This window comes from Colwellia sp. 5_MG-2023, from assembly GCF_030547795.1.
Lineage (GTDB): Bacteria > Pseudomonadota > Gammaproteobacteria > Enterobacterales > Alteromonadaceae > Colwellia.
The window spans coordinates 79,622-97,979 of the sequence record NZ_JAUOPW010000001.1 but is presented as its reverse complement, the minus strand read 5'-3'; the positions used below and the strand labels follow the sequence as shown (position 1 = coordinate 97,979).

Annotated in this window: 12 protein-coding genes; 7 read left to right on the top strand and 5 right to left on the bottom strand. The window is 35.8% G+C overall.

Features of this window, described 5'->3' with window-relative positions:
- Positions 1 to 135 precede the first annotated feature (135 nt).
- Positions 136 to 2,160 (top strand): tetratricopeptide repeat-containing sulfotransferase family protein, encoded by a 2,025-nt coding sequence (locus Q4496_RS00400; RefSeq protein ID WP_303609744.1) that lies wholly within the window; start codon positions 136 to 138, stop codon positions 2,158 to 2,160.
- On the opposite strand, the gene Q4496_RS00395 is transcribed toward Q4496_RS00400, so the two are convergent.
- Complete coding sequence (locus tag Q4496_RS00395; RefSeq protein ID WP_303609743.1) at positions 2,161 to 3,897, bottom strand: thiamine pyrophosphate-binding protein; 1,737 nt, start codon at positions 3,895 to 3,897, stop codon at positions 2,161 to 2,163.
- Positions 3,897 to 5,558 (bottom strand): FAD-dependent oxidoreductase, encoded by a 1,662-nt coding sequence (locus Q4496_RS00390; protein ID WP_303609742.1) that lies wholly within the window; start codon positions 5,556 to 5,558, stop codon positions 3,897 to 3,899. The genes Q4496_RS00395 and Q4496_RS00390 overlap by 1 nt, the downstream gene beginning before the upstream one ends.
- Before the next feature lie 126 nt (positions 5,559 to 5,684).
- On the opposite strand from Q4496_RS00390, the gene Q4496_RS00385 reads away from it, so the two are divergent.
- Entirely contained in the window at positions 5,685 to 6,680 is a 996-nt protein-coding gene (locus tag Q4496_RS00385) for a helix-turn-helix transcriptional regulator (protein WP_215972438.1), read from the top strand.
- Positions 6,681 to 6,942: 262 nt separating this feature from the next.
- On the opposite strand, the gene Q4496_RS00380 is transcribed toward Q4496_RS00385, so the two are convergent.
- Positions 6,943 to 7,140, bottom strand: a complete 198-nt coding sequence (locus Q4496_RS00380; RefSeq protein ID WP_215972439.1) for a hypothetical protein — start codon at positions 7,138 to 7,140, stop codon at positions 6,943 to 6,945.
- Positions 7,141 to 7,548: 408 nt separating this feature from the next.
- Here Q4496_RS00380 and Q4496_RS00375 point away from each other — a divergent pair, with 408 nt between their 5' ends.
- On the top strand, positions 7,549 to 9,003 hold the full coding sequence (locus Q4496_RS00375; protein ID WP_303609741.1) for a hypothetical protein: 1,455 nt from the start codon (positions 7,549 to 7,551) through the stop codon (positions 9,001 to 9,003).
- A gap of 147 nt (positions 9,004 to 9,150) precedes the next feature.
- Here Q4496_RS00375 and Q4496_RS00370 read toward each other — a convergent pair whose 3' ends face one another.
- The gene (locus Q4496_RS00370) at positions 9,151 to 9,729 is read right to left on the bottom strand and encodes a hypothetical protein (protein WP_303609740.1); all 579 of its coding nucleotides are present in this window, start codon (positions 9,727 to 9,729) and stop codon (positions 9,151 to 9,153) included.
- Between the two features lie 673 nt (positions 9,730 to 10,402).
- Here Q4496_RS00370 and Q4496_RS00365 point away from each other — a divergent pair.
- From Q4496_RS00365 to Q4496_RS00355, 3 genes are all read left to right on the top strand, one after another.
- Positions 10,403 to 11,032, top strand: a complete 630-nt coding sequence (locus tag Q4496_RS00365; protein ID WP_303609739.1) for a PEP-CTERM sorting domain-containing protein — start codon at positions 10,403 to 10,405, stop codon at positions 11,030 to 11,032.
- A gap of 146 nt (positions 11,033 to 11,178) precedes the next feature.
- Positions 11,179 to 11,799: a PEP-CTERM sorting domain-containing protein gene (locus tag Q4496_RS00360; RefSeq protein WP_303609738.1), complete on the top strand. Its 621-nt coding sequence runs from the start codon at positions 11,179 to 11,181 to the stop codon at positions 11,797 to 11,799.
- Positions 11,800 to 12,360: 561 nt separating this feature from the next.
- Positions 12,361 to 13,548 (top strand): YbfB/YjiJ family MFS transporter, encoded by a 1,188-nt coding sequence (locus Q4496_RS00355; protein WP_303609737.1) that lies wholly within the window; start codon positions 12,361 to 12,363, stop codon positions 13,546 to 13,548.
- Positions 13,549 to 13,568: 20 nt separating this feature from the next.
- Here the strand turns inward: Q4496_RS00355 and dinG are convergent, their stop codons facing one another.
- Complete coding sequence (gene dinG, locus Q4496_RS00350; protein ID WP_215972443.1) at positions 13,569 to 15,698, bottom strand: ATP-dependent DNA helicase DinG; 2,130 nt, start codon at positions 15,696 to 15,698, stop codon at positions 13,569 to 13,571.
- 90 nt (positions 15,699 to 15,788) lie between these two features.
- Here dinG and Q4496_RS00345 point away from each other — a divergent pair, with 90 nt between their 5' ends.
- Entirely contained in the window at positions 15,789 to 18,239 is a 2,451-nt protein-coding gene (locus Q4496_RS00345; RefSeq protein ID WP_215972444.1) for a DNA polymerase II, read from the top strand.
- Positions 18,240 to 18,358: the final 119 nt, after the last annotated feature.

The following is an 18,358-nucleotide window of genomic DNA, read 5'->3' as shown; positions in this document are numbered from 1 at the left end:
TAAAAGTCATAAAACTGATACTTAATTAAGTGTACTAAAGCCGCTTGATATTTGTCTCAAGCGGTTTTTTATTGATAAAGTACAAAGTAATTAATTGAATTGCTATTAAGCCTTATATTTCACGGAGCTAAGTCATTGGACACCACATCGCCTCAATCATTTGAAACACAATTAAAATCAATTCAACAATTGATCCAAACAGCAAAATTCAATGATGCTATTTTAGCAAGTAAAAAACTCCAAACAAAAACGACAGAAAAAGCACAACAAGTTGAGCTATGGTATTTAATTGCTGTTGCACAGCGTTATGCAAAAAACTATGCTCAAGCATTAACAAGTATTAATACGTTACTTAAGCTTGATGATCATCACAGTCGAGCGAATCAAGAAAAAGGTTTTATCAATCTTGCTTTAGGAGAGTCTAAAAGTGCGATGAGCTCCTTTGAACATGCTGTGAAACTTAATCCTAGTTTAGTGGCAAGTTGGCAAGAATTGATTGAACTGTACCGAGATGCAGGACAACAAGACAATGTTCAAAAAACAGCAAATCAATTAGAAAAATTAAAAAAATTACCGCCAGCTTTACTTGCGGTAACTGAATTAATGCATGAAGGTAAATTATTAAAAGCAGAGCAGATTTGCCGACATTTTTTACAGAACAATAAGCGTCATATTGATGGAATGTGTTTGTTAGCTGAAATAGGGATGGAGCTTAAAGTCTATGATGATGCTGAATTTCTTCTCGCTAGTGCGCTTGAGCTAGAGCCAACTCACCTTTATGCGCGTTCTCAGTACCTCAATTTACTTATTCGCTTAGGTAAATATAAAGCGGCTGAACAGCAAGTTGAGACATTACTCAATGCTCAGCCCAATAATATTACTTTTAAAGTTGCCAAAGCTAATGTGTTAACTGGGTTGGGTAAAATAGAAGAAGCTATTGTTCTTTTTGAGCAAGCTATCTCGCAATCTATTTCACAAGGAAATAACATAGCAGGATTTCATTTACAATTAGGCCACGCACTCAAAGCTAAAGGTGAAATAAAGCAAGCGGTTTTAGCTTACCAAAAAGCCTATCAAATAAATCCAAGTTATGGAGATGCCTTTTGGAGTTTAGCGAATACAAAAACCTATCGCTTTAGCGATGATGAAATAGCCCAAATGCAAGCGCAACAAGATAAGAAAAACTTACCAATAGTAGATGAAATTCAATTGAGCTTCGCTACAGGTAAAGCTTTTGAAGATAGAGCTCAATACCAACAAGCCTTTCAATATTATCAACAAGGCAATAAACTTCAGAATGAAATAAATGGTTTTGATATCAGTAAAATAGAACAACAAGTCGAAGAACAAATAAAATACTGCACTGCAGAATTATTTGAAAAACGAGGTCATTTAGGCTTAGCTTCACCCGATCCTATTTTTATTGTCGGTTTGCCAAGGGCAGGCTCTACTTTGCTTGAACAAATACTTGCTTCGCATAGCCAAGTAGATGGCACCATGGAACTGCATAATATCTTAGGTCTAGCTTCTCGGTTAAGAGGGCGTAATTCAAACGTAGATACAAATAAAGAAAATCAATATCCTAAAAATTTACATGAGATTAACCCAGATTACTTTAAACGTTTTGGACAGCAATTTATTGATGAAACGCGTGTCTACCGCGAACAAGCGCCATTATTTATTGATAAAATGCCTAATAATTTTCTTCATATCGGCTTGATCCGATTAATACTGCCAAATGCGAAAATTATTGATGCTAGACGCTCGCCAATGGCTTGTTGTTTTAGCGGATTTAAGCAATTATTTGCTGAAGGGCAAGATTTTAGTTACAAGTTAGAAGATATTGGTCGTTACTATCAAGCTTATTTAAAGTTAATGAACCATTGGCATGAAGTATTACCTGATTTTGTTTTAACGGTTAACCATGAAGATGTTGTTGATGATTTAGATAAACAGGTGCACCGAATACTTGATTTTTGTGGCCTACCATTTGAACAGTCATGTATTGATTTTCATAAAACTAAACGTAATATTAAAACACCCAGCTCGGAACAAGTTCGACAGCCGATATATAAAAGCGCTACCGAACAATGGAAGCATTTTGAACAATATTTAGACCCTTTAAAAAAGGTGCTAAATATTGAACATAGCAAAGAGTAGCTATCCGGTTACTTTTCTAACCAAGGCGCGACCAACCATACGTACTTTGGTTGGTAGAGGCATACGTGTTAAGTTGGTTTTAACGGCGCCTTCGGTAAAAGCGGTTGCTTTAGAATAATCAATATTTATATCAAGAATAACCGTTTTGTTATTCTGGGCTAACGCTCTTGCCTTCGTTAACCCCGTTTTAATCTCATTATTATTCTCAATACGTACATATTCAGCACCCGTTGCCATCGCTAAGCCTTTAAGTTTAGTTTGTGGTAATACTGTACATGTTTTTCGGTTGTAAGGAATTTGCTGTGCTTGTGCTATTTGAGATAGCTCTCCATCGTTAAATACACCAATAACAAGCCCTAAGTTTTGGCTAACTGCAGTCGCTAATTCAGTTGCCGTCATCATAAAAGCACCGTCGCCAACAATAGCGTGCACTTCTTGTTGTGGCTTAGCCATTTTTACCGCAATAGCTGCTGGCGTGGCATAACCCATACAGTTGAAATCTGTAGGTGAAATAAAACCATAGGCTTGGTGAATAGGCATCAGCTCAGCTGTTAAAAATGTATGATTGCCATCGTCCACAACAATATGAGCATCATCACTAAGTTGTGCTCTAAGCTCGTCAAAATATAGAGCTGGATTTACCTTCTCTTTTGAGTCATGTTGATACCATGTTTCACGATAAGATTTTTTATCCGCCGCAATTTTTTTAGCTGTCTCAGAAAAGTCTGTAGTTACTCCTAAAGTTTTTAGCGTGCTAAGCAGTTGTTGACAAATTTGTTTAGCATCACCTTCAATAGCAATTGCACTTTTATAATTGGCATCGAAAACATCAGGGTTGATATCGATATGAATTAAATTTTGCGGTAATTGACCACCAAAGCTGCCGGTCGCTATTTCTCCGAAACGCGTACCAATAGCTAGCACACAATCAGCATTATCAAATGCATTTTGAGCCGCAGGGACAGCGGCAGGGCCAAAACAAAACCCTGTATGTAACGGATGGTTTGCCGGAAATACACTGATTCCTTGCATAGTCGTCGCAACAGGGCTGCCAATCACTTCACTAATCTCAATTAAGGTACTACTCGCATGAGCCGCGCCCCAGCCCGCAAAGATAGCAGGATTTTTCGCTTTCATTAGCATCTGAGCTGCATTTTCAATTTGCGTTAGCATACTCGCTGATAAAGCTGCTTGTTCGGGCTTAACGTAAGTTGGTAATGCATTAATTGCTGCTTTATCAAGTTGTAAGTTTACAGGGATCTCGATAAATACCGGACCAGGCTCTCCTGAGATCGCGATATCATAAGCTTTATAGATAGTGTTGATAACTTCATCATGGTTGTTGATTTTAAACGCTGCTTTGGTAAATCCTGCAACAAGTTTAAGTTGGTCTAGTTCATGGAGTTGATAATCAAATTTGGAGTCGTTACGAATACCGCCAGTAATAACAAGCATAGGTATACCATCAAGGTAAGCTTCAGCAATTCCACTTGCTGCGTGGGTAACGCCGGCAGCAGGAACGATAACTAATGTGCCAATGGAATCAGTGACTCTACTAATCGCATCAGCCATAAAACCACCATGACCTTCGTGCATGACTAGGTTGGGTGTAATTAGATCAGAATTATTTAATTCATCGTAAAGTTCAGTATTGTGAACCCCAGGAATACCAAAAGTATATTTTACGCCAATTTGCTCTAACGCGTATCGTGTTAACCATGCAGCTGTTTTTTTCATTATTTGGTTCCCTGTGTGTTTATACTCGTTAAGTTATTGATATTTTTTGCGGCTTGCTGAGCGGTTAGTATGCAACCGGCTAAAAAAGTACCTTCTAAAGATTTTTCACCATTTGAGCCGCCACCACCAAATCCAGATGCTTCGCCAATAGCATATAAACCGGTTATTGGTTGGGCATGTTGGTTGACTACTTGAGAGTTTAGATTTGTTTGAATACCCCCTAAACTTTTTCGACTGATCAGTGCTACTTTAATAGCAATGAGAGGGCCGTGTTTTTCGTCTTGAATAGGGTGTGGTTTACATGTTCTTAATTTATCTGCTTTCCATTTTCTAGCATGTTCTATTCGTCTTATTTGATCATCATTCCATTGTGATGAAGGTCGAGATAAAATGGCATCGTAATCGTCTAATGTTTGTTGTAAAACTTCGTTATTAACACGTTTTTTTTGAGTTAATGCATTCATTTTATTAGTTAATTCACTAACAGTATTCGCAACGATAAAGTGGTCACACTCTTCTTGCATCTGTTTTACTAGTCGATGATTCCCTAATAAAGTTTCTTTTAGCATAGTAAATAATTTTTTATCACGGATCATTGGATTATGCTCTGCGCCTGAAACAGCAAACTCTTTACTGGCTATTTTCCAATTAAGTACTTGCCATGCATAGCCGTCTTTTTGTTCACTCATACGCCGACATAATTCATGAGTATCGAATCCTGTTACCATAGGGTCTGGACCAATTCGTTTTCCGTTGCTATCAAGCCAAAGAGCCGATTTACAAGGAATTAAACTTAAACCTTGTTGGTTAAATGTTGCTTTAGGGTGAGGGATGCCGGCAGCATAATTCCACATTTTATCTAAATGGGTAAGATTTCCGCCGATACTATTAACTTCGTCATGCATGGCACCATCACAACTAGGGTGAGTTCCGTTTAATAGGTTTTCAGGTGCTGGTTTAAAGTGTTTAGGCCAATGTTCTTTTACTTTTGCTAAATTACCGGTAAAACCACCGCTTGCTACGATAGTGTTATCAGCAAAGTACAGGTTACTGTTAGCGTCTTGGCAGCCAATAACCGCTTCATCAGACTTAATAAGTTTGTTAACTTTGCAATTAAAATTAAAGTGAATGTTTTTATTTTTAAAGGGAGCAATCGCAAGCAGCATTTTATTAACAAGCTCTAGTGATGTTCCCCAAATTACATGGTAACGAGGTACTGAGTTACCGCCTGAGTATAAGCCTCGTTCAACCCAATTTACTGCCGGTAAAAACTTAACACCGAGATCTTTAACATAGTGGTAAATAGCTTGATAACTGCTTTCCACATAAAGCTTCGCCCATTGTTTTGGGAAAATATCATCTTGGGAGAAATGAGCAAAATCATGCCAATCTTTTAATGCTATGGCAGGTGAATCGATAATATTACTTCGTTTTTGTTCTGGCGTGCCTATCAATGCCATACCGCCAAATGCACTTCTGGCTAAGCCACCAACTTTTGTTTCATCTTGTGCATCAAGTATCAGTACTTGTTTATCGGCTTTTGCTAATTCGAGAGCTGCGGTTAGGCCAGCAATACCTGCGCCAATTATAATAGTGTCGTAAGTTGCTTTGCTGTTATTACTATTCATGCCACCTGTATTTTTGTTCTTGTCATTAGACATATGTCTTGCATCACTTTGGTTGCCATAGCATTATCATAGCTCGTCATTTTTTTAACGCTATAGTAAAAATTACCCAATGAATCGACTCGATAAAAAAATCGCTAACGTGTATCAGGCTCTTTACTTGTGACTGCTATTATTGAACAAGATAAATTGAACCGGTTTATTAGTGATCTTTATTTAGGCACCAGTAAAATTGATTTATCTGAATATCGTGATTGGGCATTATCAAAGCTACAACACTTAATTAGTTTTGACGGAGCTATTTGGAGTAACGGACATCAACAAACGGTTCGTTTTCATAATCATACCTTGATAAATGTACCTGAATCATTAGCGCAGTGTTTACTTGATAATTTGTCAATAAACCCTCTGGTAAATAGTCTGTTTGAGAATTTAGGCTCACCAATAGATATGCGTGATTTAATGGCTGATGAAGACTTTTATCGTTCTGAAATTTATCTAACTTGCTTTAAACCACACAATATAGAAAGAGTTTTATCATCAATTCACCTTGATGACCGAACAGGGTTATTTACGTTGTTAAGCTTATATCGATTTAAGCGTAACAAGCCTTTTTCTGATCAAGATAAACAAATACAAAAACAAGCGCTATATCATTTACTCACCGCAGCGAGACATGCACTTTTCTTACAACTTGCACGTACTGATGATAACCAAACGACAATAACTAACAGTAAATTACATTCTAATAGTCATAAAGCGATTTGTGATAAACAAGGTTACTTTCATCAAGTACAAAGTAGTTTTATTGATTTACTTGAAGAGAATTATGCTAACAAAACTGAATTGGAGAGCAGTTTACTGAAATTACCTTTCGCTTTAGATCTAGCTAGAAAAAGTTATGCGGTAGATGGACTGCAAGTTGAACTCCAACCCTTTAATGATTTAATCATTGTTGAAATTTGGCCACAAGGCCCTTTAGATAGTTTATCGATTAGAGAACATGAAGTTGTACAAATACTCGCGAAAGGATTAACGTTTAAAGAAGCAGCAAAAGAGTTAGGGCTTTCTCCGTCAACGGTGTCAAACCACCTTTACCGCATTTATCAAAAACTGAATATTGGCAGTAAAAGTGAGTTATTTAAGTTGTTAACATAAATATAAAAGGGTGACTGTGTTGATATGAAATGCACAACAGCATTGCTAAGTAGGTGGCCAAATTAACTACGCTACTAAACTTAGCATGGGCATGAACTAATGAGGAGAAAGTCCTCTGTAGGAAGATCACCATTTAATGAGTTTTATAAAACGCTAACTACTAGCGAATAGCAAGGACTTTTCAAATTAACAATTAACAGGGATAGTTGCTCAAATTTTTTATTTTAAGATACTTTATAAGCTAGCGTCTTTGTTAGTTTTGTTAACTTTTATTAAAAATTTCAGGCTTATTAATAGATAAATATAGAAAAGCTGATATAGAAAGAGTACCTAAACTTTTGATAATTGGAAAACCTAAATTTAATGTAACTGCGTAGTAAGCAATATCCACTATAGAAAATATTGATAAAAGAATAGCAAGAGCGTTTACGAATTTGGCTAATTTAGTTGAATCCGGCATATAAATCCCTTACACCTAACAATTTATTATTTATGCGACACGCAGTTTGTGTTGCATAATCGCTTGTTGGACTGAGGCGTTACCTGCTCGGTGTGTCAGAGTTGGTGTTGTTTATGCTATGGGGATTTGCTTTTTATAACGTTAGTTACATCAAGCCAGTCTAATAGGGGGCCTATTGTCGTTATTATGGCTGGCATGATTAAAATTTATTAATGGTGCTGAAAACATGGCGACTGTTTTTTAAACGCTTATGTTCTTGCCCTGTCTTGTTGACTTACTGGCGTGTTTCAGATAATTTAAAACTGCTTAATAATTAAGTAAAAAATTCAACTAAAAGTTAACCTAAGGTTCAACCCTAATTCTTGAACGCTATTAGTGTAATTGGTATTATAACACAAGGAAAAATATATGATGTATAAGAGTAAATTACTAACTATTGTATGTGTAGCCTCATCCCTTTCAATTTCTGTTGCAAATGCACTTGAGGTTGATTTAAAAGGTTCCCTTTCTCCAGCAGTATCATCGAATTATAATGATATAAAAAATGTATTAGCTAATAGTGAAGTGGACCAAGTCATTGCAACCTCATTTTCTAAGAAATCTAAACTACGTGCCGGTAGATCTCTTACAACTCAGTCAATGGTGACAGCTGCAGTAACTGAAGTTTATGCTCCACTTTGTACTACGCTTTCAACTAATTTGTTATATACATTAAATAGCACTCAAACGGGTGGCGCTTATTGTTATCACTTTAACATTAGCGAGAGAGCCAAAACTACCGCGGTACTGCTTGGTCAGGATGCTGCAACGGACTTTACATTAACGGTATATCAAGATATTGGCGGAACACTATACACATTAGGTACTTCTAATAATTTGGCAAATACAGATGAAATTATCAAAGCGATCACTGAACCAGGCGAATATTATTGGTACATGCAGGCAAACTCAGCAACTGACGCAACTATTCAGTTTGCTGCATTAGAAGCAACGAACTTTGATCGATACGAAGTTAATGATACTAGAGATTCCGCTACCGAACTTTATGACGAACGCAACTTTGTTATGGGTAATCATGAAGATGGCAATGACATAGATTATTTTGTTTATCAATTACCTGCTAACGGTAGCATAGAACTAAAACTGAATGATATGGAAAATCCGGGTCAATGGCTCCTTGAGCTATATTTAGACGGCAGTTGGCAAGCTCTTGCTACAGGTGATGGCAGTTACCATACTTTTCCTAACCAATTAGCCAATACTGTTGTAGATGTACGGATTCGCCCTAACCCAGCGGTGACTCAAGATGCAACTAAAAACTACCGGTTAACCTTAGGTGCTAGTCAAAAAGCGGCTCAAACTTCGGTAGTAAAAAACTTTAGTGGCTTTATTGCCCATCAACAGCAAATTGACAAACAGGCAACATTCACACCACCAAATAGCTATGATGACTTAATAAGCATGGTTGATATATCTTCTGCTAGCGGCATGACAACCGGAATCAATTGTGACCTAGAGTTTCTCGATAAAAACAATCAGATAATAACCTCTAATAAATGTGCTTATTCACACCAGACTATCATTAATAGGAAAGATGTTAGCCCTGTAACCGTTAAATATTCTATTTATCATGCTGATTTTTCTAACACAAGTACCCGATTTTTCAACGATAATATAACATTGAACTTTGGTTTAAGTCAGGATTTAGACGAAGATGATTTACCATACTGGTTTGAAGCACAAAATGGCCTAAATGATGAAAATCCAGATGATGCCAACTTAGACAATGATAACGATGGTTACAGTAACTTGGCTGAATATAATGCTAATACTTCTATAACAGATCCTAATAGTCACCCATAGATTGAAAAAGCTATTGTAAATCAATATTAAAGAGTAAGTAAACATCCCCGGGGCAAGCCCTTCTGCTAACGCAGAACTCACTTCGTGAGCGGGGTAAATTTATCAGGCCACCCATAATAACGTGCGGATTTTCTTTTAGTACTCAATTTACTCATCACTCAAGTTAATACTATAAAATTCTTCGATAGCACCAAAATCATTTAGACTTTCGATGCCAAATAACTCGTTTTTTTTGGCTAACAGGTCATAAACAAAGTATATTTCCTGATGATGTTGTTTCATAAATTTTGACAAAATATCTGTTTTCACTCTTTTATTTGTACAGTGAAAAGAACACTTATTTCTGACTGTACGTAAATCAGAAGAAAAGCTAGGTTTCAAAGATGGATGGATAATCCCAGGCTTTGAAACAGCAGTTGCAATCAATTTTTCAACTTCCTCCTGAAGGATAGAATCAAAGTCAGATGCATTTGAATCTTCTTCTATAGATAAAGATTGATCGATAATTGCTAGTGCTTTTATTACCTCATATACATGACCACACCATAGTGCATATGTATCAAAGTATTGAAGCTTTATTATCGTAGAGGCTTTGTGGTTTTGATTCTGCGACAGTTGGGAGTACTTATATTCGACAAGTTTCATAAACTTTTTTTGAGCCATTTGAGCTCGTACAAATTCGAATTTTATACTTTTCTTGTATTCTGAAATTTTCAGCGGTCCCATCACCTCTCCTTGAGTACTAATAATTTAGTATTTATGCAACACGCAGTTTGTGTTGCATAATCGCTTGTTGGACTGAGGCGTTACCTGCTCGGTGTGTCAGAGTTGGTGTTGTTTATGCTATGGGGATTTGCTTTTTATAACGTTAGTTACATCAAGCCAATTTAATGGGGGTTACCTATCACTTTTAAACTATCCCTGCATCACTCAGCGCTTATTATTCAGCCATTACACCTACTTTTTACGTAATAAGCAATCATCTTTTTTAAACGCACAGTGGTAAAGTTAATTTGAACATCCATCTTTATTTGAAACGTTAAACCTCTCAATTAGGATTAGAGGACCTATCAAAAAAAGGATTTTATTGATGACTACCGCTAGAAAGTAACTCATTAGTTTACTTAATTTCCTTTTGTTTCCCATTGTGCTCGCCGTGCTTGAGTTATAGCTCAAAGACTCACGTAAATCTTTTCGTTTCAAAAGATTAAATAACGAAAAAATTTAAAAAACGGATTCAGAACACGACAAACTTTTAATTTTTTTATTTAATATTAGTCTATATATCAGATGACTATATGATTTATTGATAATGGTAAGGAAAGCGTAAGGACTAAATAAAATATTTGAGGATAATGATTACAATTAAAAAATTAATTAATCATTAAAAGAGAGTTTCATGCAAAATATTAAAAATTATTTGAGTAAAATTTATGCCGTAATCATACTCATGATTATTGTGCCATTTGCTAATGCCGGAATTATCACCTCATATTATTTTACTGGGCAATGCCAAGATTGCTATGCAAACGCTGATGGTTCATATGGAACCGCTGAGGCGATATTAGAGTTAGTCGATTATACTTGGGGCGATGCCATTTTACTCACTAATTTTGTTTCTTTCGAATACTTCGATACCGATTTATTCAGTGGATTTTCAGTTACTGATATTAATAGTATCGATAGTCTTTCAGGTACTCTTATTAACAATGATTTTGAAATTACAGCAGGTAAGTTTTTCTTTGAATCGCTCAGTTTTAGTGATCCATTAGTAACCGCATGGGAAACAGGTTGTGTATTTGGTGCAATAACCGGCAGTATAAACTGCAGAGACACTGAACCTGACACTGGTGGCGGTAGTGGCGGGGCACATGGTTCAAAAGATTTTGGTAGCTCTCCTAATTGGGTTGAGATTATTGATGATTCAATCGCTGATCCGATAATACACGAGGTACCTGAACCATCAACATTTGCCATTTTAGCATTCGGTATAATGTTATTGGTATCTCGTCATAAAATAAGCATCTAAGCACTACCGTTAGTGCTGAATATAGTAATTACTTCATCCGTTTAGCCTAACTAACTTAGACACCCATTTTGATTATAAATAAAAATGGGTGTCTAAGTTAAATTCATCCAAGTTACATTGAGTTAAGTTCATAAGGAAAAAATAAAATGGAAAAAGTATATTTTAAAGTAATGATATTATCTTTGCTCATATCGGCCTGTAGTTTATTTAACTTGGCCAATGCGACGCTCATGTTGAATATAGATCTGACCAGCGGTAAGTTATTAGGTGCTTCTAATATAAACATCAACGGTAAGCTTTATGATGTAAGCTTTGTTGATGGCACTTGTCCTGACTTGTTTAGCGGATGTGATGAACAGAGCGATTTTTTCTGGAAAACCGAAGAAGAAAGTAAAGTCGCATCATTGGCATTATTAAATGATGTCTTTGTAGATTCAGTTGATGGTTTATTTGATTCGTTACCTGATTTAACTTTTGGTTGCAGTAGTAATACCTACAATGATTGTTTTGTAATCACGCCATACAAAAGTAATACAAATAACACACTCTTTGGCGTAATGGCATTAAATAATAGCAATCCTAATTGGGACACAACGAGTCCTTTTACAGTGGGTATAGGTTTAAATACCGGTATTTCTAACTCCTCAACTTACGCAGTATGGAGCAGCCCTAAGCCGTTGCAAGCGGTAACAGAGCCAACGACACTGACTATTTTTGCATTAGGGTTAATAGGTTTGACATTGCGTCGTTGCAATAAGGAGTCTTAAATAAATATTGCTTGTTTAAAATCAATAATCAATAATCAATAACCAATAACCAATAACCAGTGAGGTTGATCGCGTAAGTAAGTTGGTATTATTGGCCTTCAAAACTAATATAGACCGCTATGTTAGTTTTGAAAAATTAGCCCTCGCCTAGCGATTTTATCTTCCACCTGCTTTAATTTTGTTTATAAATAAAGGTGGGTGTCCACGTTAAATCATATCCACGTTAAATCACGTTAAATTTTCTGTCCACGTTAAACTTTCACGTTAAATTTTAGGTGAATTTATGGTTGTTATCTTTTTTCGTAGAAAGTTAATAATCGAAGAATTGAGGAAAGTGTTGTCAATAATATTAATTTATTGCAACAATCTAAAAATAAACTAGAAAGATACAAATTCATCAATGAAATACGTTAATTGAAATATGTTAACTATTTTATCTCGCTTATCTAATTTATCGATTAAATTTGTATTTTATATACCACTTATCATTATTAATGATTTCTTTATGCAACTTAATTGGTTATAGACTGTAATATACCGTAAAAAAATATATGGGGAAGTATGCTTATATTTAATCGAGAGAGTAACAGTGCTATTTTATTAGCAGGTATATTTGCGCTTATTGTAGGCGTTGGCGTGGCTCGTTTTGTGTTTACTTCGCTGCTACCTGCAATGTTAGAAGATAGTATTACTATTGCCTATGCTGGCGTGCTGGCTTCCATCAACTATGTCGGCTATTTAACTGGCTCTATTTTCTCTGTTTTTATTAAAGATATTCATTCTAAAGTTAAATACTTCAGGTTTGGACTGTTTATTTGTGTCATCTCCTCTTTTATTTTAGGCGTTACTGACAATAGTACAATCTGGTTTATTGGAAGGCTATTTGCTGGGTTTGGAGCAGCAATGGCCTTGGTTGTAGGATCGGCCGTTGTCATGTTAAAGCTAAAGTCGGTAAATAAAACCAAAGCGATGGGGATACACTTTAGTGGTTTAGGCTTTTCAATACTCATTACTGATCTGGTTATGAGGGGCGTATTTTATGCTGGCGGAAATTGGCAAGATGCATGGATCATCTTAGCGATATTAGGAGCATTGTTATCGTGTTATTCCGCTTATGTTTTACGGTTTGATAAACAGCCTAACAATGAAGTGGTTAAACACAAATTTGATAAGTCGTTATTTTCTCCGATGGTGATCATTTTAATATTGGCTTATTTTACCGAAGGTATTGGTATGGTTGTACAAGCAACTTTTCTACCCGACATTGTCAATTCGTTACAAGGGCTAGACGGCTATGGTGGATATGTCTGGTTAGCAGTAGGTATTGCTGGTGTTCCATCATGTATTATATGGATGCGTTTAGCACACCGTTTTGGCAGCATTAATATTATGATTGTTGCTATGCTATTACAGATTGTTGGTATTATAATTCCTACCCTTTCTAGCAATATTGTAATGAACCTTATTAGTGGTTTGCTTTTTGGTGCTACCTTTATCGGATTAGTGTCTTTATTTATGAATTTTGGTGGTCAACTTTCTAAGAAAAATCCTGTGTTTATTATGGGAGCAATTACATCTGCTTATGGCATAGGGCAAATTTTAGGTCCATTATATTCAGTTGCATTAATAAAACAATTTGGTAATTATAATGAGGCGTTATATTTAACCGCGGCCATTGTTACTATGGGTATTTTACTATTAACTTATGCAAAAATTAATTATAAAGAAGCTAAAGATACTGCTCAATAGTATCTTTACTATGGTGTTTTCTATCTTTCAATTACACGTTCAAATGGTGGTAAAGAGTCAAGTAATTGCTTACCGTATCTTTTAGTTACTACCCGTTTATCCATCAAAGTGATTACGCCTTCGTCTTTTTCATTACGCAATAATCGCCCACAGGCTTGTACAAGTTTTTTAGAGGTGTCAGGTACTGATAATGACATAAAAGGATTACCTCCTTTTGCCGTAATATATTCGGCTTGAGCTTGTTCAACGGGAGAGGTTGGTACAGAAAAAGGCAGCTTTGTGATAATTAAATTGTTTAAGTAATTACCAGGTAAATCTAAACCTTCAGAAAAGCTTTGTGTGCCAAAAATAATACTGGTTTTATTGTTGTCACAATTCTTCTTATGTTTTTCAATGATATGTTGGCGAGAATGCTCTCCCTGTACCGCAATATCAAGTTGATTTTTTTCTCGTAACGCTTGTGCAACTTTTTCCATTTGCCAATAAGAAGAAAAAAGTACTAAGCTGGCACTACCTTGCTCTAAATACTTAGGTAGTTTATCTATCAGTTCGTCGGTGAATTGCATGGCACTAGGTTCGTTCGTCATTTTTGCAACAACCAGTTGAGCATTATTTTGATAATCAAATGGTGACGTTACCTGTTGATACTGGCTACCATCATCGTTTCTTAAACCAGCTTGAAAACGAAAGTTATCAAAGGAATTTAAGGCAAGTAATGTCGCTGAGCATAATACAGCGCCTTCACATTGACTCCAAAGTTTATCTTCTAACGTAAATCCGACTTCTATTGGCGAAGCACACAATAAATAGTCTTGTCGAGCACTAGCTTTAACAGGATCTTGAATTTGAATCCACCTTGCCATTGGTGCCGCTTTATCACTGTCTGTTTTAGCGTACATGTGCCAAAGCGACTGTAAATTTTCTAACCTTTGTATCATAAAGCCAGCCTCACTTAAAACAGGCTCAGCAAGATACATTTGGCAATCACCATCTTTTACTGCTTCAATTAAGGCATTATAAAGTTTGTTTAAGTGGCTTAATGATTTTTTGCTTAATTCATTACAATCTTCAGCCCAATTTTTTAATGATTTAGGAATTATGCCATTGTCGAAGCGGTAAACCTTATCGTCATTGTTTTTGAAATTGTTGCTATTGTCTGTGGCATTATTTTCTAGAAAATAGGTTTTTGCATTATTATCAACAAACGTAAGTACTTTCTGCATTTCTATTAATAAATCTTGGCAGTCATCGCTAAGCTTTAATGCCGGAGAAATAGCACGTTGAGATTTAATCAACTTCGCCATTTTATCACCCGTCTCCCTTAACTTAGTTAGCCAATCAATAGCACCACGTAAGGTAACGCTTGCACTCGAATGGTCTCGGGTCACTTTAGGTAAATGGTGCGCTTCATCAATAATATAAAAAGTTTCATCGGGAGGGGATAATATTTTACCGCCACCTAATTCAAGGTCCGCTAACAATAAGCTATGATTGACGACTAACACGTGAGCCTGTTCCATTGTTTCTCGAGCTTTATGAAATGGGCAGTGATGATGTTCTGATAACGTTTTTAAACAACTATGTTTATCACTTTGTACTTGAGACCAAATATGGTGCGGGATAGGGCTTTTCCATGAATCTATGTCACCGTGCCAAGAGCCGTCAGTTAATGCCTTATGCATAGCATTTAATGTACGAATATCGCTCGCTTGTGGTTTTTCAGCAAAAGTAAAACCTGCTTGAGGGGAATCAGTCGCGACAGCTTGTGTTAGTTTTTGTCTGCATACATAACGTTGTCGGCCTTTAACTAAGGCAAAATCAAATTTTAAGCCGGCATATTTTTTTAAAAAAGGTAAGTCTTTATCAACCAGTTGCTCTTGTAATGCTACGGTTGCAGTAGAAATACAAACTTTTTTGTCACGCGCTAAGGCTAAAGGAATAGCACCTAAACTATAAGCAAGAGATTTACCTGTACCCGTGCCAGCTTCTATCGCGATAATTTTTCTATCTTTACTGTATTCACCGGCTAAGGTTTTTGCTATTTCAGCAATCAAAAACGTTTGTTGCTTTCTAGGGTTAAAGTTACTTAAATTCTCACCAATTGCTTTATATGATTGACGGATTATGAGTTTTAACTTGTCAGTTAGCATTTAAGGCAGTTTCCAAAGGTAAGATTATAAAGTACACTGCTGTATATATTAACAGGCTTTGTTTTTTCTCTCTATTTAATTTTAAAAAATATGCAAACTAATCTGCCACAACAAATACAACAGGGCTTTTTACTTAGTCGCCAAGTGCAAGATAAAGGTAACGATTTACAGATAACATTGTGGTTAAAAACTGAAAAAGGAGCACAAAAACTTGTTATTTATAATGAATTAGCCGTTTTTTTTGTTGAGCAACCGCAGGCAAAGCAAGCAGAGGCTATATTACAACACCAAGGAATATCGCTTGTTAAGCAGCAGCTGTTAGAATTAAAAACCTTTACTCAACTATATGTTCATGGATTTTATTTTGCTAATTTATCGCAGTTTTATCGTGCGCGAGAATGTCTTAGAGCAAAAAAAATTAAGTGTTATGAAGATGATATACGTCCTGATGATCGTTATTTAATGGAGCGATTTATTACTGCTGATATAGATTTTTTATTTAGCCGTAATAGCATGAATTACGAAACACATAACACTTATCTTAATCCTCTTAAAGTTAAGTGTAAAAAATCAGCGCAGCCGTTAGCAATTCATTTGAGTATGTTATCACTTGATATTGAATGTTCTATGGCAGGAGAGCTTTATTCAATTGGTCTTTATGCTAATAATAATGAAGAATTGAAGCGTGTTTTAATGATAGGTGATCCTCAGTATGATGCCGAATCTTATATTGTTTGGGTTGCCAATGAAAAAGAGTTACTCATTGAACTCATTAAGCAAGTAGACATTATTGATGCTGATATTTTTATTGGTTGGAATGTGATTAATTTTGACTTTCGTTTATTACAAAAACGTTGCGATCTTCATCAAGTAAAATTTTCCATTGGACGTGATGGTAGTGAACCTCGCTGGCGAACTAATAGTAATAATACTGATCAGCAGTTTATTGAAATTGCTGGCAGAGTCGTGCTTGACGGTATTGATTTACTAAAAACAGCAACCTATAGCTTTCCTAGTTTTTCCCTAGACAACGTTGCCAATACGTTATTAGGTATAGGGAAAAAAGTTGATAATGTTGAAAATAGAGTTGATGAAATCACCGATAATTTTTTAAATAATAAACCAGCATTGGCGGCTTATAACCTTGAAGATTGCCGATTAGTATGGCTAATTTTTGAAAAAACTCAATTATTAGAATTTGCCCAATTGCGTGCGCAATTAACCGGATTAGCAATTGACAGAATAGGTGGCTCTGTTGCCGCTTTTACTAACCTTTACTTACCTAAACTTCACCGTAGTGGTTATGTCGCGCCTAATATGGGAGACGGTGTTTCTGGCTTAATATCTCCCGGTGGCTATGTTATGGATTCAATACCTGGTCTGTATAGCAATGTGTTAGTGCTCGATTTTAAATCACTATATCCGAGTATTATTCGAAGTTTTAAGATAGATCCTATGGGATTAGTTGAAGGCTTATTAGTTGTCGAAAAAGAAGAGGCTAATACCACGTTACCCGTTCAAAATAAAAAAGTGGTAGAGGGGTTTGATGGCGCGTATTTTTCGCGCGATAAACATTTTTTACCCGATATAATCACTTCACTTTGGTTAGAGCGAGATAAGGCGAAATTGCAGAAAAATGCGGCATTGTCACAAGCAATTAAAATTATCATGAACAGTTTTTATGGTGTTTTAGGCTCAACAGGGTGTCGTTTTTTTGATCCTAGGCTTTCTGGCTCTATTACTAAACGTAGTCATGAAATTTTAAAAAAGACAACTCACTGGATTGAAGAACATGGTTTTCGTGTTATTTACGGTGATACCGATTCAATCTTTGTGCATGTTGGTGATGATAGAGCTGCTGCTGAATGTAAAAGTTTAGGTCGAGATTTACAAGGCTTTATTAATGCAAAGTGGCAACATTATATAAAAGCAGTTTTTGACTTACCTTGTGATTTAGAAATTGAATTTGAAACACACTTCACCAAATTTTTAATGCCAACAATTCGTGGACAGGAAGCAATTAAAGGACAAAAGGTTGGTACGAAAAAAAGGTATGTTGGGTTAAGTGATGGAAAATTAATTTTTAAAGGACTAGAAACGGTTAGAAGTGACTGGACTCAAGCGAGTAAAGTGTTCCAGCAAGAATTGTTCAGACGAGTATTTGATGATTTACCTATAGATGAGTACATTTGTACTCTATTGAGCGAGATAAGGGCTGGAAAGCATGATAATAATCTAGTTTATATGAAAAAAATAAGAAGAGATCTTAACGATTATGTTAATACGCCACCTCATATTAAGGCATGTTTAATTGCTAATAAAGCTTCAATAGACTCAGGTCAATCACCTAAGTATAGAAAAAGAAGTATTATTGAATATGTGATGACCTTAAATGGTGTAATGCCAATAGAGTTATCGAAAGGGAATTTAGATTATGAGCATTATATCGATAAACAGATTAAGCCAATAGCCGATGATGTTTTACCTTTTCTCGGGAAATCTTTTGATGAGATTGTTAGTAAGCAAATTAATTTATTTTAATCGATTGTTGTTCGTTATTTCATACTGATTTGATATTTTAGCCGCTATTTTTATTTTACCACTTGTGTACTCTGTCTTTTTATACTGCAATTATTTTAAGCTCTTTATTACTAAGCAAG